This is a genomic window from Arthrobacter sp. Leaf337 (genome assembly GCF_001423745.1).
Lineage (GTDB): Bacteria > Actinomycetota > Actinomycetes > Actinomycetales > Micrococcaceae > Arthrobacter.
The window spans coordinates 16,274-34,446 of the sequence record NZ_LMPC01000001.1; the positions used below are offsets into that span (position 1 = coordinate 16,274).

At 60.8% G+C, this 18,173-nt stretch carries 15 protein-coding genes and 1 pseudogene; 6 read left to right on the forward strand and 10 right to left on the reverse strand.

From position 1 onward, the window contains the following. Positions 1 to 82 precede the first annotated feature (82 nt). The 9 genes from ASF98_RS00080 to ASF98_RS00115 all read right to left on the reverse strand — a co-directional run bounded on the left by ASF98_RS00080 (position 83) and on the right by ASF98_RS00115 (position 9,930). Complete coding sequence (locus ASF98_RS00080; RefSeq protein WP_082506645.1) at positions 83 to 970, reverse strand: carbohydrate ABC transporter permease; 888 nt, start codon at positions 968 to 970, stop codon at positions 83 to 85. Next, positions 967 to 1,902, reverse strand: a complete 936-nt coding sequence (locus tag ASF98_RS00085) for a carbohydrate ABC transporter permease (protein ID WP_200939261.1) — start codon at positions 1,900 to 1,902, stop codon at positions 967 to 969. The genes ASF98_RS00080 and ASF98_RS00085 overlap by 4 nt, the downstream gene beginning before the upstream one ends. Beyond that, positions 1,899 to 3,245 carry an extracellular solute-binding protein gene (locus ASF98_RS00090; protein ID WP_200939262.1) on the reverse strand — a complete coding sequence of 449 codons (1,347 nt, stop codon included), beginning with the start codon at positions 3,243 to 3,245 and terminating at the stop codon, positions 1,899 to 1,901. The genes ASF98_RS00085 and ASF98_RS00090 overlap by 4 nt, the downstream gene beginning before the upstream one ends. 432 nt (positions 3,246 to 3,677) lie before the next feature. After that, positions 3,678 to 4,604 (reverse strand): AraC family transcriptional regulator, encoded by a 927-nt coding sequence (locus tag ASF98_RS00095; protein ID WP_082506646.1) that lies wholly within the window; start codon positions 4,602 to 4,604, stop codon positions 3,678 to 3,680. 353 nt (positions 4,605 to 4,957) lie between these two features. Further along, complete coding sequence (locus ASF98_RS23515; protein ID WP_082506647.1) at positions 4,958 to 5,173, reverse strand: hypothetical protein; 216 nt, start codon at positions 5,171 to 5,173, stop codon at positions 4,958 to 4,960. Positions 5,174 to 5,435: 262 nt separating this feature from the next. Next, positions 5,436 to 6,485, reverse strand: coding sequence for a substrate-binding domain-containing protein (locus ASF98_RS00100; RefSeq protein ID WP_055795846.1), 1,050 nt, complete (start codon positions 6,483 to 6,485; stop codon positions 5,436 to 5,438). A 38-nt stretch (positions 6,486 to 6,523) separates the two neighbouring features. After that, positions 6,524 to 7,543: an ABC transporter permease gene (locus tag ASF98_RS00105; RefSeq protein WP_055795848.1), complete on the reverse strand. Its 1,020-nt coding sequence runs from the start codon at positions 7,541 to 7,543 to the stop codon at positions 6,524 to 6,526. Next, complete coding sequence (locus ASF98_RS00110; protein WP_055795851.1) at positions 7,540 to 9,102, reverse strand: sugar ABC transporter ATP-binding protein; 1,563 nt, start codon at positions 9,100 to 9,102, stop codon at positions 7,540 to 7,542. The genes ASF98_RS00105 and ASF98_RS00110 overlap by 4 nt, the downstream gene beginning before the upstream one ends. Before the next feature lie 60 nt (positions 9,103 to 9,162). Then, complete coding sequence (locus ASF98_RS00115; RefSeq protein ID WP_055795853.1) at positions 9,163 to 9,930, reverse strand: SDR family NAD(P)-dependent oxidoreductase; 768 nt, start codon at positions 9,928 to 9,930, stop codon at positions 9,163 to 9,165. Positions 9,931 to 10,123: 193 nt separating this feature from the next. Between ASF98_RS00115 and ASF98_RS00120 the strand changes: the two genes are divergently transcribed. The 6 genes from ASF98_RS00120 to ASF98_RS23520 all read left to right on the forward strand — a co-directional run bounded on the left by ASF98_RS00120 (position 10,124) and on the right by ASF98_RS23520 (position 17,558). Beyond that, positions 10,124 to 11,227 carry a LacI family DNA-binding transcriptional regulator gene (locus tag ASF98_RS00120; RefSeq protein WP_055795857.1) on the forward strand — a complete coding sequence of 368 codons (1,104 nt, stop codon included), beginning with the start codon at positions 10,124 to 10,126 and terminating at the stop codon, positions 11,225 to 11,227. Between the two features lie 74 nt (positions 11,228 to 11,301). Further along, positions 11,302 to 11,778 (forward strand): hypothetical protein, encoded by a 477-nt coding sequence (locus tag ASF98_RS24390; protein WP_235505582.1) that lies wholly within the window; start codon positions 11,302 to 11,304, stop codon positions 11,776 to 11,778. A 960-nt stretch (positions 11,779 to 12,738) separates the two neighbouring features. Beyond that, positions 12,739 to 14,754 carry a KAP family P-loop NTPase fold protein gene (locus ASF98_RS00130; RefSeq protein ID WP_055795860.1) on the forward strand — a complete coding sequence of 672 codons (2,016 nt, stop codon included), beginning with the start codon at positions 12,739 to 12,741 and terminating at the stop codon, positions 14,752 to 14,754. Continuing rightward, on the forward strand, positions 14,738 to 15,463 hold the full coding sequence (locus ASF98_RS00135; RefSeq protein ID WP_055795863.1) for a hypothetical protein: 726 nt from the start codon (positions 14,738 to 14,740) through the stop codon (positions 15,461 to 15,463). Before ASF98_RS00130 ends, ASF98_RS00135 begins: the two co-directional genes overlap by 17 nt. Beyond that, a complete protein-coding gene (qatC, locus tag ASF98_RS00140; RefSeq protein ID WP_055795866.1) occupies positions 15,460 to 16,821 on the forward strand; it encodes a Qat anti-phage system QueC-like protein QatC in 1,362 nt (453 codons plus the stop codon). Before ASF98_RS00135 ends, qatC begins: the two co-directional genes overlap by 4 nt. Then, positions 16,818 to 17,558, forward strand: coding sequence for a TatD family hydrolase (locus ASF98_RS23520; protein WP_082506648.1), 741 nt, complete (start codon positions 16,818 to 16,820; stop codon positions 17,556 to 17,558). The genes qatC and ASF98_RS23520 overlap by 4 nt, the downstream gene beginning before the upstream one ends. A gap of 96 nt (positions 17,559 to 17,654) precedes the next feature. Here ASF98_RS23520 and ASF98_RS25105 read toward each other — a convergent pair. Then, positions 17,655 to 18,092: pseudogene (locus ASF98_RS25105) on the reverse strand (tyrosine-type recombinase/integrase); the annotation flags it as partial. Between the last annotated feature and the right edge of the window lie 81 nt (positions 18,093 to 18,173).

The window sequence follows — 18,173 nt, forward strand, 5'->3', positions numbered from 1 at the left end:
GGGCCGTGGGCGAGCAGCATGCTTGAGGTGTTGAAGGGTTGGAGAATTGCTTGTGAGGAAGTCAGGTATGGGCGGATCCGCCCTATTCCCCGCTGACTGCCCCGAGGGTCAGCCCGGTGACGAGCCAGCGCCGGACGGCGATTCCTGCGAGGATCATGGGAAGCACAACGATTGTGCCGATGGCGGTGAGCTGCCCCCAGTCCACTCCTGTCTGGGTGACCAGCTGTGTTGCCGCGATGGGAAGGGTCTGGGAATTGGGTCCGGAAATGACGGTTGCAAATGCGTAATCGTTCCAGGCGAAGACCAGACACAGGACCGCTGTAGTCACCAAGCCTGCCTTTGTCAGCGGCAGTGCTACGTACCAGAACGCTTGCCACGGGGTACAGCCTGCGACTTTGGCTGACTCTTCCAGCGAAGGCGGGATGCCGTCGAAGAAGGCACTCATGATCCAAATCGCGAACGGGAGATTGAAGCTGAGGTACGCAAGGATCAGCCCGGGCAGGGTATCTATCAGCCCTGCGATGCGGAACATAAGGAACAGGGGCAGGACGACGGCAGCGATGGGAGCCATGCGGGTCGAAATGAACCAAAACGACAAGGACGCTTTGCCCTTCATCTTGGTCCGGGATAGTCCATATCCGCCGAGGGCGCCCAAGACTGTGGCAATGATCGCTGAACCTACGGCGGCCACTATGGAGTGAAGCAAGTACGGTGTGAGGTTGTTCGCTCCGGTGAATAGCGCCACGTAGTTATCGAAGGTCGGCGCGAACAGGAATTTGGGCGTGGGTGAGGTGACATCCGTGGCCGATTTGAAGGAGCCAAGCAGCATCCAGACCAATGGAACAACGGTCCAAAGGATGATCGCGGCTCCAGAGACGACGGCTCCTGCTCGGACGAGCGTCCTCTTCGTGTTAGTCCTCTGCTGCCCGGGCCGGACACCGGTGCGGATCGTTTGGGTGGAGGCCGTCATGAGGTTTTTCCCTTTCCAGAGAGCATGCGAACGAACAACCGGGCGATGACAATGGTCAGGACAAGCATCATGAGCCCGATGACCGCGGCATATCCCAGATCGAAGAAACGGAATCCTGCTTCATAGAGTCGCAGCGGCACGATTTTGGTGGAGTCTGCCGGGCCGCCGTTCGTTGTGACGGTGATGATGTCGAAGTATCGGACGGCATCCATTGAGCGGATCAGGAGGGCTACGAGAAGGATCCCGGTGATGGAGGGCAGGATGATGTGGCGGAGCATTTTCCACTGGCCGGCGCCGTCAAGTGAAGCGGCTTCAATCATTGACGGGTTGACTCCGCTGAGGCCGGCCAGGCTGATGAGGACAATGAGGGGGGTCCATTCCCAGACATCCATCAAGGTGACTGCAGCGAATGCCGTTGCCGGGTTACCCAGAATGTCTTCCGAAAAGCCCAGGCGTTGCATTATCGAGGCATAGAGCCCGAAAGTCGGGTCTGTTAGATACCGTCCGACCAGTCCGACTATTGATGGGGCTACGAACATCGGCAGGAGCACCAGGACCATCATGGGTCCCTGGCCTCGGGTGATTTTGGAAAGCAGAATCGCAATGGAGAGACCGAGGACCATCTCTACGCCTAGGGTGACTATGAAATATACGATGGTCAGTAACCAGCCCTGCCACAAATCCGGGTCCCCGAGCGCTCTGGCCCAGTTGTTCAGGCCCACCCATTCAAGGCGGACTCCTCCGAGCAGCCGAACGCGACTGAAGCTCATGGCGATGAGGGTAACCAAGGGGAACAGCGAGAGGACGCCCAGCAGGAGGATTCCTGGCGCCATCAGCCAGCCGTTGAAGGTGGGCCTGAGGCGTTGGCGCATGGTCGGCCGAAGGGGCGCGGCCTTCTCGGCCTGATCCTTCAGGAGGGTGGGAGTACTCACGCGACCCAACCCCTCTCAACAATGTGGTCAATGCGGTCAGCAGCGCGAGTCATGGCTTCCTTCGGGTTTTGCTGTCCGGCAAGCATTCGGGAGAGTTCCGTGAAAAGTGCCGTGTCGCATTCGTTCCACATGGGGATTTTTGGGCGAAGCCCGATGTAGTCGGCCTCCCAGGCCGTATTCACAGCGGTTGCCGTGAGCATGTTGGGAAGCGTTGAGGGTCGGCGGGAGGCTCCTTCGACCTCCGGGAGTCGATACACGGATTCCCTGGTGGGGGTGCCGCCCCCGACCGAGGACTTGAGGTTAGCCAGCTGGGTTTCCGGCGAGGTCGCCCAGTTGACGAAGAGCCACGCAGCGCCTCGGCGGGCGCCGTTGGTGTTGGCGCTGACCGCGATGCCGGTTCCTCCGTAAATGTTCGCTGAACGGTGGGGTCCCTTGGGCAAGGGTGCATAGTCGATCAGGCCGGGCATTTTCTTCTCGTTCGACGCCGCATACTCGTGCCAGTTGGGCGCCATTGCAATCTGGCCGGCGCTTAGTGCATTTCCTACGCCGTCCCAATCCCATCCGCGGGATCCCGGGTGGGCGATGGCAATCAGCTCGTTGTAGACCGCGGCTGCTTCGATGGCGGCGGGTTCGCGCAGCAAGCATTTGCCGGGGGCTACTGACCCGTAAAGACCCACTTCCGTGCCGTTTTCGAAGTAGTCGCCTCCATAGGCCCAAAGCAGGTTTGAAAAGTCGCACATGAGCGAATCATGCTGTTTGGCCTGCTGCCCGGTGCCATAGGGAACTTCGCTGACGTTGTCATTGATCCATCCAGCGATCTTCAAATATTCGGCCCAGGTACGGTCCGGGCCAGGCGTGGGATCGAAGCCGAGTTCCTCGCGCATCCGCTCCTTGTACTTGTCAAAGATGTCGACCCGGTACTGCCACACCATGGTGGGCGCATCGTAGGGAAGGGCGAAGATCTCTCCGCCCTTCCCGAACTGACCAGCGGCCTTCAGCTGGGTCGGGATGAAGTCGGAAACGTCGACCATCTTGGGATAATCGGGATCACTGATGAAGGTGCGAAGGTCGGTAAGGCCCTCCCGGTAAGGGGCGAGCACCTGATACGGGTCGGCATAGATCACGTCGTATTGGGCCTGACCACCGGCCAGATCCAAGGCCACCCGTTGCACCAAGGCCTGCAGCTCAAGGCTTACGATGTTGACGGTGATGCCCGTTAGCTCATGGAACGGCTTAAGGTTGGCAGCGATCGCTGCAGTGGGCGACGTGTTTTCGGAAATGAAGTTAATCGTTGTTCCGGCAAAACGCCTCCAGGGATCTGCCCCCGGGGCCAGGGCGGGCACGGCAGTCGGAGCCGTCGAGCCACAACCGCTCAGGAATGTTGCGGACAACAGACCCGCGGCAACGCCGCCGAACTGCAGGATACGGCGCCTCGGCACCGCAGGAATTGAGTTCTTCATCAGTACCTCTCTGTACTTCCTTCGGAAGGTATTTCATGGTGATTCCGGTGGCATTGGACTGGTTGTAGGACGGCTGCCTTTGCGGGTCGCCTATATCGCCCTCAAGGCGGGACGCGGCCCGGCATCGGTCCAGTGACGACAGCAAATCCAAGGGTACTTTTGTGGGATGGGGCACAACTAGCGCCGTGGTTTCTCATTTCTGATGCAAATTTTCCATGTTTCTTCATCTGTGGCACCGCGAATCCAGGGGGGCCTGGCTTGGAAGGCTTGAACTGGCGGAAACGAGTGCCGGGCTTGAACAAGACACCGAAAAAATCATCTTTGTATCCGTTGGCGGTATTGCCGTGGAGTTTCGCCACTGTCGTTGCGGAAATGCCGGTTGAAATTGGACAGGTTCGAGAATCCGACCTCGTAGCAAATGTCGGAGATGGCTTTATTGCTACGTTCCAGCAGGCGTCGTGCCTGAGCTAAGCGAAGTTTGCGGACCAGGTCGCTGAAGTTCTGACCGGTGGAGCGTTTGAAGTATTTTGAGAATGTCGATTCTGGCATTCCTACCAGAGCGGCGGCTTCGGACATCTTGACGCTGCCGGCATGGTTCCTAAAAACGTATTCAAAGACGATGTCGACCACGGCCGCTGCCTGGCCGTCCAGTTGCGGCGGCCGGAACCATTCCGCGGCAAGGTAACGCCGTTCTTCCTCCGGCGCCTGCGCAAGAATCGCGAAGAGTTCCATGAGGTGGCAGAACCGCTCCAAACCCGATGTTGTGCCCATCGCCTCGATGGAAGCGGCAGCGGTTTGGGCCGAGCGTCCCAGGAACTCGATCCCACGTCCGGATAGCTCCAGCAGTGCTTTGACCTCCTCCATCTCGGGAACAGTCAAAGCGGTTTGCTGGATCCACTTCGCGTCGAACTGGATCACGGCATCACGCCGCTTCAGCACTACGCCGGGCTCAAGGTCACTGACCCAGTCATGGGGCAACCCTGACCCAATCAACGACACGTGGCCGGCTTCAAAGGTGCCGATGTGGTCGCCCACAATGAATTTGCCGGTGCCCTTCCGTATCAGGTGGATCTCATACTCGGGATGGTAGTTCCACCGCGCCAGCGGGCTGGGATAGTCATGCTCGTGCCACCGGATGGAATGGTTGGGGTCCGGTGGGACGACTTCCCGGTTGGCGCGCATGCCCAGCAGCCTTTCGGCCAAGCGGGCCGTTGCTCCGTCGGTGGGGGCTGCAGCACTCATAGTGGTTTCTCCGAGGGCTCGGTGTTCATAAGACGTGGACAGAAGCCTTGGGTGCTGAAGGTGCTCGATCGCCACCCGAGGGCGCGCCTGCGGAGCTGGATTCATGATCTCCTCCGCTATTGCGTCGTCGTACCGATGCGCTGGCTAAACCAAGTGGCAATTCGGGTCGCGGAATCGGCAGATTCGGCTAATTGCCGTGTGCTGGCCCCGTGCCCAGGCTGCGGATTTTTCACCGGTGGACCATAGGGAGGAGTATTGATTATTGATTTGCTGATGGAGCAGCCGGTGCCCTGACAGCGCAGCTGTTACCGCTCCGGTTAGGGTCGTTGCTAAGGTCGCGGACCGCAGTGACTTCACCAATCCTGGCTTTCGCGTGTCAGGCCGAAGGGCACGGCATCGCTGACGGCGACCGTGAATGAACCATAGGCATGGCGTGTGACCAGAATTCCATGACGTCGTTCTTGCATTGCCCGTGCCTTGGCGATCGCTACAGCTTCGTCGAGTTGTCGTTCCATGCTGGCGCTGTCCTCAGCGGTGACTGCTATTGGGAGATCAACAATGGTCTTCATGGATATCACTTTCTCGATCAGCTAGATGGCTCTCAAGGTCCCGCCCGCCGTCGGTGCTGGCTGAATATTTGGGTCCGGCATTCGGTAAGGCGGTGTGGAATCCGTCCTTCATGGGATCTGAGCGGATTGTCTGGGCGGACGCGCGGGCAACTGGATCGGGAATCGGTTGCCCGCGCGTCCGTGGAGCAGGACAGCTGGCAGGATCAGCGGATTAGGGCGCGCTGTCCGGCGTGGCAGCTTGGTTCTCTGCTGTGGAGTGGGGCTACCGTTTCTGGCCTGGCAGATCCTCGAAAGCTATGTTTCCGGTCTTCAGGTTTTCCGTGGTTAGCTCCGGGATCTTGCTGATGAATGCCTCCTTATCGGTGACGGTGTGCTGGATAGCGGCGTCGACGTTCTCGGCGGTGACCTTTGGCATGTTGTAGGTCAACGTCCTGGGTACTGATTCGCCCTTGGCCAGCTTTGCTGCGACCGCGAGTCCGGCGGCCAATTGGACGCTGCCGTTCTGCAGGGATGTGCCGATGAAGTCGCCGGATTTGACCGCGTCCAATCCGTCCTGGATTCCGTCGATGCCAACGACGGGCTTCTTCATGTTGGCTTCCTTCAGGGCACGCACAGCACCCAGGCCCATGTCGTCGTTCTGGCTGACGACGCCGTCAATCTTCTCGCCATAGGCGGAGATCCAGTTGCGCATCTTATTGACGGCTTCGTCGCGGTTCCAGTTTGCTGTGTCTTTGGCCAGTACTTTGATGCCGGGGTTCTTTGCCAGTACCTGGTCAATGCCTTTGCCGCGGTTGATTTCCCCGGAACCGCCCAGTGGGCCCTGGAGGATCACGATGTTGCCCTTGCCGCCGAGTTCGTCGACCATGGTCTGCATTTCCTGCGCGCCGGCCGCGACGTCGTCGGGCTGGACGCTGGCGGACAGATCATCGCTGGCCAAGGCGGCATTGAGGTCCATGATGGGGATGCCTTTGGCTTTCGCGGCGGCGACCTGGGGCCCGAGGGAATCAGCCTGGACCGGGACGACGACGATTGCATCGACGCCCTGGTTGATGTACTGGTCGACCTGGCTCGCCTGGGTGTTGACGTCCATTTGAGCGGTGTTCCAGAGGAGGTTGATGTTGTTGGCCTTCGCATAGGCTTCCATGCCGGCCTTGCCCTCCGTCAGGAATGAGGACATGCTGTAGACGGTCACGCCGATGGTTGGTGTGTTTGGGTCTTTGGCAGCAGCGGTGTCTCCTGCTCCGCAGCCGGTGAGTCCGAGAGTGAGTGCTCCGGCGAGGCCGAGGGCGACCAACGACTTTGTTGATGACATGGTGTTCCTTCTGTGGTTGTTGTTGAGAGTGGTTGGGCTTAGGTGCGTCGTTTTGCGGACCAGACGTCCACGGTGACGGCGGCAACGATCAGGATGCCTTTGATGATCGATTGCCAGTAGGCGGGCACGGTGAGGATGTCCAGGCCGTTGTTCAAGGTCTGGATGAGCAAGAGTCCCAGGGCGGTTCCCCAGACCGTTCCGCGGCCGCCGAGAAGCGAGGCTCCTCCGATGACGACGGCGGCGATTGCGTCCAGTTCATAGCCCTCACCCAGGGTTGGCGGGCCGGAGATGACTCTGGAGGCCAGCAGAACACCGGAGAGTCCTGCAAGGATTCCGGAGATGGCGTAGACGCTGAAAAGGATCCGCTGGGTTTTGACGCCTGCGATGAGAGCGGCCATGGGGTTGCCGCCGACAGCGTAGACGCGCAGTCCGTAGCTTGTCCGTTTCATGATGACCGCCATGACGACAATGCCGATGATCATGATGATGACCGGTATGGGCAGCCCGAGGACCTGGGTGTTGGCGATCTTGCCGAACTCGGTGGGGAGCCCGTTGATGGGGGCGCCGTTTCCAAGCGCGAAGGCCACACCGGATCCTGCGGTCAGCATCCCCAGTGTTGCGATGAAAGGAGGGACCTGCAGGACGGATACGAGGAATCCGTTGATGGCGCCGGCGGCGAGGCCGACGATGAGTGCGGCGATGACGGCAAGCCAGACTTGGTCAGGGTTGGCTTTGGCGACCAGCGCCGCTGTCATGCCGGACATGGCGATGATGGATCCGACAGAGAGGTCTATGCCGCCGGTCAGAATGACGAGCGTCTGCCCGAGGGCAATCAATGCGAAGGGCGCGGCGGCGACGAGGATGGTCTGCATGTTGTCGGCGGTGCCGAACCGGGCTGAGCGCCAGAGGAAGAACACGATGACGAACAGCATCACCACCAGCATGGAGTGGCGGAATAGCTGGCCGGCGACCCAGTGCTTGTTGAATATCCGGCTTCTCTTGGTGCCGTTTGAGTCTGGGGTGCGTTTCGGTAAGAGTTTGCTGATTGTGGTGGTCATGCCACACCTTCTGTGTGTGAAAGGGGAGCCGGGGTGCTGCCCAGTCCCGAGGCATACTTGAATATTTCTTCCTGGGCCGTTTCTTTGGTGAGGGAATCGCGGTCGAGGGTGCCGACGATTTGTCCTTCACGCATGACGATGGCGCGGTGTGACAGGCCCAGGATTTCCTGCATGTCTGAGGAAGCCATGAGGACTGCCATTCCGGAGGCTGCCAGGTCAACGATGATTCTGTAGATCTCGCTGCGCGCCCCGACGTCAACGCCGCGTGTTGGCTCATCCAGCAGCAGGACGTCGACCTTGTCCGTGAGCCAGCGGGCCAGGACAACTTTCTGCTGGTTGCCTCCGGAGAGTGTCTCGACGGGCTGGCTCAGACCCCGGCTTTTGAGGTTGACGGACTTCATTGCTGCAGATACTTCTGCGTTCTGTTTGCCGCGGTTGAGCCAGCCGGCGACTGTGTAGTTGGAGAGTCGAGGCAAGGATCCGTTGTCGAGGATACTCATGGAAAGAACCGCGCCGCTGTGTTTCCGGTCCTCGGGTATCAGCGCTATGCCTGCCTGGATGGCAGCGACCGGATGGTGCTTTTTCATCTGCTTGCCATTTACATGCAGGTGACCTGAGTGAATCTTCCGGGTTCCGAAGACGGCTTCCAGCAGCTCGGTGCGGCCGGCACCCACCAGTCCGGCCAGTCCGACGATTTCGCCCCGGCCCACCGCCAGGGAGACCGGACCTCCCGCGCCGTCGACGAGGACGTCATCCAGTTGGAGCAGGGGTTCACCGGGATCGGCCGGGCGTGTGGGCGTTGGTGGGAAAAGGGTCTCGAGTTCCCTGCCGATCATGGCGGTCACGATGTCGTCGTCGCTGATGGAAGCGAGTGGCTGGTCCATGACGAGGTTGCCGTCACGCAAGACGACCACACGGTCGGCTATCGCCTGGATCTCTTCCATTTTGTGCGTGGTGTAGACCATGGCGACGCCTTGGTCCCGCAAATGCCTGACCACTTTGTACAGTCCGGCGACCTCGCGGTCCGAGATCGCGGACGTGGGCTCGTCCAGGAGGAGCACTCGGGCGCCTGTGGAGCTGTTCTTGACGATTTCCACGATCTGTTTCAGCCCGACCGGCAGTTTCCGCATCAGCGTTTGCGGGGCGATGTCAACGTCAAAGGACTGCAGCAGCGTGTGTGCTTCAGCGATCATTGCCCGCCGGTCGAGGAGCCCGGATTTCTTACGTATCTCCCGCCCGACGAAGATGTTCTCGTATACCGCCATATCCTGGATTGAAGCCAGCTCCTGGGGGACGATAGCCACGCCTAGTTTGTGCGCCGCCCTCGGGTTACCGAACGGTAGCTGGTGTCCCCGGACGGTGATTTCGCCGGAGTCCGGCCGGACCTGCCCGGAGATTATTTTCATGAGCGTTGACTTGCCGGCGCCGTTTTCGCCGGACAGGGCAGTGACTGTGCCCAGTTCAAGGTCCAGGGAAATACTTTTCAGCACCGGAGAGCTTCCAAAGCTCTTGGTGATTCCGCGGCAGCTTAAGGCCACATCGGGATTGTGCTCCGCCATGGCGGGCTCCTTTCGGTGGAACCGTTGTCAGCAGAGGTGTCGACGGTCCCGGGTCAGAGTCTAGAAGGCGGTGTAGCCGCCGTCGGCCACGAGCACGCTTCCTGTGATGAAGGTGGAGGCGTCGCTGGCCAGGAACACGACCGCGGGGCCCAGTTCGTCGACGCTGCCGTAGCGGCCCTGGGGTGCGTCTTCGATCCAGTACCGCTGAAACTCGGGGTTATCGACCGGGGACATGTCAGTTTTCATGTAGCCGGGGGCCAGGGCGTTTACCCGGACGCCGTGGGGTGCCCATTCGGCGGCAAGGCTTTTGGTCAGGTGGTGGACGGCAGCCTTGGACGCGTTGTAGGCCGGCTGCCATTGCGGGCGGTTCACAATCATGCCGGACATGGACCCGATGTTGATGATGTTGCCCGAGCCTTGGGTGATCATCGTGCGTCCGAAGACCTGGGAGCAGATCCAGAGGGCGTCGACGTTGACGTTCATGACGTGGCGCCACTCCTCATCCGTGACCTCTGCAGCGGGGCGGTGGACGCAGGTGCCGGCGTTGTTGACCAGGATGTCCACCTGTCCGAAGGTGTCCAGGGTCTCGGCCAGCAGCCTTTCCACCGCTTGGCGTTCGGTGATATCGCCGATAAACGTGTGCGTCTCGATACCCTTGTCCGCCAGCTCGTCGGCGACCTCCTTGGCCGCCACCTCGTCACGGCCGACGAGAACGACCCGTGCCCCGGCCTCTCCCAGCGCCGAGGCAAAGCCCCTGCCGAGGCCCCGTGTTGAGCCAGTGACCACGGCAACCTTGCCTGTGAGGTCAAATCTGTCCAGAACACTCATTGCAACTCCTTTGTCGATACCGAGCAGTTCCTCGGTGCTTGTGTAAAAATTGTATCGATTAAATTTGTGATGTCAACGACTACCGTCTGCGCAGGAATCACGGGGGATGTGAGAGGCGAGATATTGAAGCAAAAAATTTAATCGATTGAATGCAGTGAGGCATTCGTTGGACCCATTCGGGTATGATGCATGTATGTCCAGCCCCGAGCGTCGCCCGTCCCTACAGACACTTGCGAAGGCTCTTGGCCTGTCGACCGCGACGGTATCCAATGCCTATAACCGGCCGGATGTCGTCACTTCCAAGACCCGGGACCGTGTACTGGCAAAGGCCCAGGAACTTGGCTATTCCGGGCCCAACCCGGCGGGGAGGCAGCTTCGGCGTGGGCGCACCGAGGCGATCGGGCTCATCTTCACTGACGAGATGTCTTTCGCCTTTCAGGATCAGGCCTCGGTGGGATTTCTGCAGGGGCTGGCCATTGCCTGCGCCAACGCCTCCCGCAATCTATTGCTGCTGCCGGCGGGGCCTCCTCACGCAGGGCTCGGGCTCGGGTCCTTTGCGTCTGCCGCCGTGGACGGATTCGTGATCTACTCCGTCCCCGACAAGAATCCATACCTGCAGTCCGCACTGGATCGGAACATTCCTGCCGTGGTTGTCGACCAGCCCAGGCATACTCCAGCCGACTGGGTAGGCATCAATGACAGGGAAGCAGCCAGAAACGTGGCGAGGCATCTTGCTGATCTTGGGCATCGGCGTATCGGCGTCATCACCTCGCGGCTGGGAACCGCGAGGCACAATGGTCGCGTTGACCAGGGCCGCTGGAAAGATGCAGGGTATGTCGTCCAACGCGAACGCCTGTGGGGGCTCGTAGAGGGATTTTCCGACGTTGGCATCGGTGCCGACGACCTGGTCATCGAAGAGCGATATGAGGCTACGGAGCCTGCGGGGGCCTCAGCCCTGAACGCGCTCCTGGGGCGGGATTCGGACCTCACAGCCGTGTGTGCCTTGGCCGATGTCCTGGCCCTGGGCGCGATGGATGCGGCACTTCACCGCGGGCTGACCATTCCGAATGACCTCAGCATCACGGGATTCGACGACGTCCCGGCGGCCAGGGCGGCTGGTCTGACTACCGTTTCGCAGCCACTGATTGAAAAGGGGCGAGTCGCGGGAGAGATGCTGATTCGCAGAATCGATGCGGCCGACCGTGCCACTAAAGGCGCCGAACAGCGGCTATTGACCACAAGCCTCATTGTGAGGAACTCGACCAGCCTCGCCCTTCGGTCTGCTCCCGCACTATAGTCGGCACAGCGCTACGGGAATAGCTGACTACCGGGCGAGATGCACCAGTCATCAATGCCAGACCTCGCGATGAACTGGCGACACTTGGACCTCCACAGGAGGGCTGGGAAGCCTTCTTTGCCAAAAGAAAGAGCAAGGCCACGGCTGCAGGAAAGCGCGCCAACGACGAGAGGATGGCGGGCTTCTACGTAGACATGGGCGGGACCGGAGAGACGGTCCTCTCCCCCACTGACATCACCTTTGGGACCATCGCCGAGGACCTGCAGGCCGCAGCACAGGTTATCGAGATGCTGCTCATCAAAGACCACAGCCGGATGAAGTTCTACGCGGCGACGCCGTACGACAGCACCACGAGCAGCAGCATCGACTGCTGCCCATCTCCCACCCCGAAGACTGGGCTACCGCGCCAGAGGAGTTCAAACGCGGCGACTACTGCAAGGACAGGCATATGGAAGCCCAGCCTGGTAGCCGACGCACCAGGACTGTGCAGAACCACGAGTTGTGGCCGCTGCGCGCACGATGAGTGGGCCTACGAGCTGGCTGCGGACTAGCCGACCGCATTCACACTTGAGGACATACATCCGGGGGTCTATGCGATGGGAGGATTATGTGCTCGTAAACGAACACAACACATTCCTGCGAATTCAGCACAAACAAGCCCAATCCACTGCGATTACCACATACACAATGGTTGGCGAGTTCCGTTCCCGGACACCCGTCACCCATCAGCAAGTTCCACGAGTTGTTGCATCCGCTGACCAGTTGCGGGGCCCAGACCGATGATCAAGAATACGAGGCGATCCAGACCCTGTTTCCGGCACTGAAAGCGCTCTTCACGGCAGCAGTTGCGCACATTCCGCTGAAAGGCCTCGGCCCCGCCGACCGGACACGACGTTGACAACGGACGTGACGTTGCGTTGGTTGCGGTTGCCCTCCCGAGGTGACCACGCAAGGCCCGATGGCCGCCCCAGGAACTCAAGGGTTGCGGCTGAGGCATCAATGGCCTGGGACTGGTCGTCTACGCGGCAAGGCAATGGCCCCGCGGAACCTGTCCATCATCTCGTTGGCGCTGGTCGCCCTGTGATTCGTGTTGATCTTGGCTGACACTGCGCAATGGCCCGTGACGTCGAATCCTTGTTTCGGGTGGGGCATTCCATCGTTGACAGGGTCTTTACCTGTACTTTCGGAGCCGCCCTGGTTGTTGTGGTGACGACCGTCCAGACGCTGCAGAATCGAAGACGTTCGCGAACGCCCCAAGTCCTCATCCGGTGGATGCATCAGAACCATAGACCCTGGCAGCCGAAGTACGGTGGGACCAATGTCCGATTCTCGTCCGCTCCTCCGGGTGCGGCAGCAGCCATTCCAAGTTGTGTGACACGACGTAGGCGTCTTCGTTGCGCTCCACATCGGGCGCCTCGATAGGATTCAGGAAACAATGGGGGATCACATGGAACGTACCGACGGCCATCTCATTACAGGTCCTGCAGGCGAAAGCCAGGTCAGGAGGACCTATGTGGGCTGATAACGAAGCGGATCTGGATCTGCTGGGCTTCGACTTCCTTGTCGACGAGCTGGTTGTCGCGTTGACCGAACCCCGACTGCTCCCGTTGACGATCGGGGTTCTCGGGGACTGGGGCTCCGGCAAGAGTAGCCTGATGCAAATCGCTGCACGGGAGTTGAATGACCTTCGCAACGAACCGGATCAGGTCGACGACGAGGGTACCGCCAACGCTCCTTACCTGACCATCAACTTCAGCCCGTGGCAGTACGAGGATCACAACGACGTCAAAATCGCCCTCATGTCCGCGGTCCTCGACGCGATCGCAACCCGTGTCCCCGACGCTCAGGAGCAGGTCGGGCGTCTCCGCAGGATTCTGGACAGACTCGGGCGGGTAAGCCGGCGCGTAGGACGCGCCGGGGTCACCGCCGCACCTACCGTGGTGCCAATAGTGCTGCAAGGTGCCATACCGGAAATGGATCCCGACACCATGGAGCTTGTAACCGCAGCCACCAACGCCGCCGCCTCTGAAGCTCACAAGGCTCTCGGCGACCCCCCACCGCAGAAGCAGCCCGATGCGGAAAAACCAGGAACGCCGACCGGCGACGTCGATGCGTTCCGCCGGGAGTTCGCGGCGCTGGTCAAGAGGATCCCTGGCTGCGAGGCCGTCATCGTCTTCATCGACGATCTCGACCGCTGCCTGCCTGAGACCGTGGTCGACACCTTCGAAGCTATCCGCCTGTTCCTGAACACGCCCAAGACAGCCTACGTTCTGGCCTTGAACCAGAACGTTGTAGAGTCCGCAGTTGACTCACGTTATCCCAAACTGAAAAGGCCGGACGGTGCCGGCATCGGTCGGGACTATCTGGAGAAGATGCTCCAACTCAAGATTGCTATCCCTCCCCTGTCCGCGCCCGAGGCCGAGACATACGTGAATTTGCTCTTCGCTGAGCTGCACCTGGACGAAGAGAGCTTCACAAAGGTCCTCGAAAAATCCGCCGACGTACGCCGGGGAAACGGTCTGGCTGTAGCTTTCAACACCGGTATCGCCGGTGATGTCCTAAAAGACATTCCAGCCAAGCTCGCGGCGGACCTGAAGTGGGCCGCCGACATCTCCCCCGTCATGGGAGCTTCGTTGCGTGGTAACCCCCGCCAGCTGAAACGGTTCCTGAACAATCTTCTCCTGAAGCATCGAAGCGCGGTCCGCCGCGGAGCCGACCTCAAACTTCCTGTCCTCGCGAAACTGATGGTTCTGGAAGATCAATACAACACCGACTTCCAGAAGCTCTTCGACTGGGAGCTGGCAGCCGCTGGTGCCTGTCCGGAAATGCGGGACGCTGAGGCTCATGCCCGGATCGGACACATCGATGCTGAGGCCTCGGTGACAGCCGGGAAATCAGGGGCGACCGTGACGCCGCAACAAACCGAAAAGAACAAGACCACCAGGGAAGCCCCCGCCCCGCCGAATGGAGCCCAGAACTGGGCCAGCAAGACGCACATCGCCGAGTGGCTTCGGGCAGACCCTGCGTTTGCCGGCACGGACCTACGCCCATACTTCACCTACTCTCGGGACAAGCTTTCCTTCGGAGTGTCCGCTTCCCGTCTCGCACCCCACCTGCAGCGCCTGATCACCGACGTCCAGTCCGACATCGATGCCAGCAGGCGCCAGCAGTATGCTGCTGTCTCAGCCCTAGACTCTAATGACCGGGCGCAGTTTGTCGAAGCGCTTCTTGAACGGGTTCAGCGAGATCCAGCGTCCATGGCCCTGACGGCGGCCCTGGAACTGGCCGAAAAGAACCAGGACATGGTCTCGGCGGTGTCATCTGCTCTGCAGCAGATACCACCGTCAGCAATCCCGGCATCGGCCGGCTCCATGGCAGTCCGCCGTTTGCCTCACGGCAACCCCAACGTCGCCAAGCTTTTCGACAGATGGGAAGCCAGCGATAACGCAAGGCTCCGAATCGTGGTCTCACAAGCCCGCAAGGCGTCGGACAAAGCGAAGGGCGGCCTTGGTGGGAACGTCCGCTGACCGTTCCGCGGGCACCGGTGGTGACTGGACCCCGCTCAAGCTGGCCACGACCACGTATGTTCGTGGCCTTGGGAACGGCGGCTCCAAAGACCGGGCAGGCCGCGTCCTGGGACGGCATGTTCCATTACTCGGCGGCACACATGGCGCTGCGTCATCTGCCCGTGCCGGCACCGCTGGCATAAGCCGCCTCGGTGGCTTGCTGGCCGGTCTCGGGACCGGGCAGGCGGGTGAGGCGTTCACGTCCCTTGGTTTAGGCCACCTCGTCGGCCAGGACAGATTCACAGTCCTCGACGAGCTCGTCACTTATATCGCGGGCACTGGAGACGACCTTGACTCCGTCGCAGCCCGCGACGCTGCCTGCGACGTGCTCGACGAAGTGTTCGGCGACGCGGATTCGTGGGAGGAGCTGGACGATGTCAGCGTCGGCCGGGAACAACTTGGGACCGTCCTCGAACGCTTCCTCGCACTGTACGTCTACAACCGCGTTCCGGTTGTCGCCGAACGCCTCAGCCGGATGACAGACCCCGCCGCAATGCGGCAAGCCGACCAGGAAATGCGTCACATCATTGCCGACCTGGTCGCCATCCACCTGCCATCGGACCCGTTCAACATCGACTGGAGAGGTCCAGAGGGTCGCTCCATAGCCGAGCGTGCGGTCACGTCGACATACGAACTCCTGACCGAGCTGGACAGCGAGGCCCGGGCATGACCGAGTACCGGGTCAGGACTCAACTCACCGCGGAGCTGACCGTTCCTGCTCAGACCCGTTTGCTGGACTGGGCTCCAGGGAACACCGCGGCGACGATCCAGTTCGGCAACCGGGCCGGAACGGAATTCTTTACCGGTTGGCGCGCGCCACGGGAAGCTCTCGACCTGTTCCTGCTCGGAGCATCGCTTTACTGCGCCGACAAAACCGCGTTACGCTCCCCCTCGTCCGATGTGTGGACGCGCGACATTTCCATAGAGCTGCCGGTCCAGGACGAAGACGCCTGGCGTGCTGCCCACTGGAACAAAACGCTCAACTTCCTCACCGGCGACCGGTGGACGATAACTCCCTACGACGAGCAACGTTCGCCGGTGGAAGGAATGCGCCTCGTCCCGGACGATGTAACGCCGGTCGGGGACATAGCCGCCGTGAGTCTCTTCTCGGGCGGGCTGGACTCACTCACCGGCGTCATCGACCTGCTCGAAGAGGAACCCGATCGCAGGCTTTGCCTCATCGCACACAACGAGGGCGATCAGGCGTCCACAGCTCAAAAGAAGCTTTTGGTGAAGTTACGGTCGCACTACGGTGAGGACCGTCTGAAGATCAAGCGTTTGTTTCTGCGCCCGGCGCCGACCACGCCGCAGCAGGCACGTCCACTACCCCAGCACCGCGAGACAACGACTCGTTCGCGATCCATGTTGTTTCTCACCGCAGGGCTCGCTCTCGCCGCCTCAGTCGGGCCCGATGTGCCGGTGTACATCCCGGAGAACGGCTTTATCGGAATCAATGTTCCACTCACCCGGGCTCGGTCTGGAAGTTACAGTACTCGCACGACACACCCGTACTTCATCGACATGCTGCAATCGGAGGCACAACGGGTAGGGGTGAGCAACCCGATTCTCAATCCGTTCAGGCTCAAAACCAAGGGCGAGATCCTTGCGGGCTCCCGCAATCCCGGGTTGCTCAAAGAGCTGGCGCCCGACAGCATCTCGTGCTCCCATCCTGAAGCGGCACGCTACGCGGGCCGGGAGCAAGGCAACTGCGGATACTGCTTCCCGTGCCTGATCCGGCGGTCTTCCATGGCATATGTCGGATGGGACGGTCCTGCCGGCTACGCCTGGGACGCCCTGAGCGGTAAAAACCTTCTCGACCGTGACACAAAAAGGGCCGCCGACCTGCGTGCCGTCATCAACGGCGTTTACGCAGATCGGCCTGACCGCGACATCCTCCGCAACGGGCCGATCCCGAACGGCGAACACAGGGAGTTCCTGCAGGTCTGGCGGGGAGGCATTACCGAGCTGCGGTCCTGGTTCGACGGCGCCACGGGTGAGACCGAGCGGATCGTAAGGGTGCTGAAGTGACTCAGGAACGCCTACTCGACACGCACTGCCACGTCAGCGCCTATGACGACCCCGTAGCAATGCTCGGTGCCGCGGAGGAGGCCGGCATCGGGGTCGTCGCCGTTACCGAAGACCCCGATGAGTACCGGCGCCTCAAGACCCGTCTCGGGCGACGGGAACACGTCGATGTCGCGATAGGCCTGCACCCGCTCCGGGCGGCATCGTTCGGACCCAACGATCTGGCCCGCTTCTTTCGCCTCCTGCCCCAGGCTAAATGGATCGGCGAGGTAGGACTCGACTTTTCCCGTGCGGGAGCAGGGACGGCCAAAGCCCAACAAAAGGTCTTCGACACCGTCCTTGCCGAAGCGCCGCGCGGGCACCACCCACTCTCGGTGCATAGCCGAGGTGCCGAAAAGGAAGTGATCCAGAAACTGGCCGAAGCCGAAGCGCAGGCCGTTCTTCACTGGTATACAGGACCCCTGTACCTTGTCGATGAGGCCGTGAAGTCGGGTCTGTACTTCTCATTGAACATCGCAATGACCCGCTCTCGAAAATTCGCTTCCCTGGTCCGGGCAATCCCGCGCGAACGTGTCCTTCTGGAGACAGACGGCCCTTTCGCGAAGGTTCAGGGCCGCGCAGCCCATCCACACGAACTCGGCGATGTCGCCGAAGTCCTGGCCCAGGCATGGGGAACGGATATCAGGGAGGCGACAAAAGCTGTCATCGCGAATCAAAATCGATTCCTTGCCAAGAGTTAGCCCCATGGCACCTGTTGAACAAGGTCTATTTACGCCAGCGCCCGCTCCACGTCGTAGCCGGCCGACTTTGCCAGCTTGTGCCGTGAATCTGTCATAGCGTCTGGTGGTCCGCAGATCCGCCTGCCCCAGGCTGTCCTGCAAATCGTGCAGGGCCACCCCGTTGTCCAGGGCGATCGTGGCGAAGGTGTGCCGCAGGCTGTGCGGACTGATCTGTCCGTCCACACCTGCTTTCCGCGCCAGCCGCTGGATTGTCCTGAATGTCCCCGAGCGGTTCCATGGACGACCTGTCCTGATGGTAAACAACGGCAGACTCCGGACAGCGCCTAGGATGGGAACAACATCAGCACCCGACGTACCCAAGTAGAGGTTCAGCGCTTCGAACGCGGGAGCCAGGAAGAGGCGACTAATGCGGGATGTAGTAGACGGACACCTGGTGTAGCCGCAATCAAGTGGACCCTGCTGCGATTGGAGTCGCGAAACGCTCTCCCTCGTGGTGCATAGGCACAACCTGAGGACAGCCAGAGTGCGTACCAACTCTCAAGTCCGGGGAGGCTGGCGAGAATTTCCTCTAAGGAGCCACCTTACTTAGGCATGCGGCGCGGGAGGACTGCAACA

Excerpts from the sequence above, each read along its gene's own strand:
- ASF98_RS00080 (WP_082506645.1), bottom strand. The coding sequence starts at position 970 with ATGACGGCCTCCACCCAAACGATCCGCACCGGTGTCCGGCCCGGGCAG.
- ASF98_RS00095 (WP_082506646.1), bottom strand. The coding sequence starts at position 4,604 with ATGAGTGCTGCAGCCCCCACCGACGGAGCAACGGCCCGCTTGGCCGAA.
- ASF98_RS23515 (WP_082506647.1), bottom strand. The coding sequence starts at position 5,173 with ATGAAGACCATTGTTGATCTCCCAATAGCAGTCACCGCTGAGGACAGC.
- ASF98_RS00100 (WP_055795846.1), bottom strand. The coding sequence starts at position 6,485 with ATGTCATCAACAAAGTCGTTGGTCGCCCTCGGCCTCGCCGGAGCACTC.
- ASF98_RS00105 (WP_055795848.1), bottom strand. The coding sequence starts at position 7,543 with ATGACCACCACAATCAGCAAACTCTTACCGAAACGCACCCCAGACTCA.
- ASF98_RS00110 (WP_055795851.1), bottom strand. The coding sequence starts at position 9,102 with ATGGCGGAGCACAATCCCGATGTGGCCTTAAGCTGCCGCGGAATCACC.
- ASF98_RS00115 (WP_055795853.1), bottom strand. The coding sequence starts at position 9,930 with ATGAGTGTTCTGGACAGATTTGACCTCACAGGCAAGGTTGCCGTGGTC.
- ASF98_RS00120 (WP_055795857.1), top strand. The coding sequence starts at position 10,124 with ATGTCCAGCCCCGAGCGTCGCCCGTCCCTACAGACACTTGCGAAGGCT.
- ASF98_RS00130 (WP_055795860.1), top strand. The coding sequence starts at position 12,739 with ATGTGGGCTGATAACGAAGCGGATCTGGATCTGCTGGGCTTCGACTTC.
- qatC (WP_055795866.1), top strand. The coding sequence starts at position 15,460 with ATGACCGAGTACCGGGTCAGGACTCAACTCACCGCGGAGCTGACCGTT.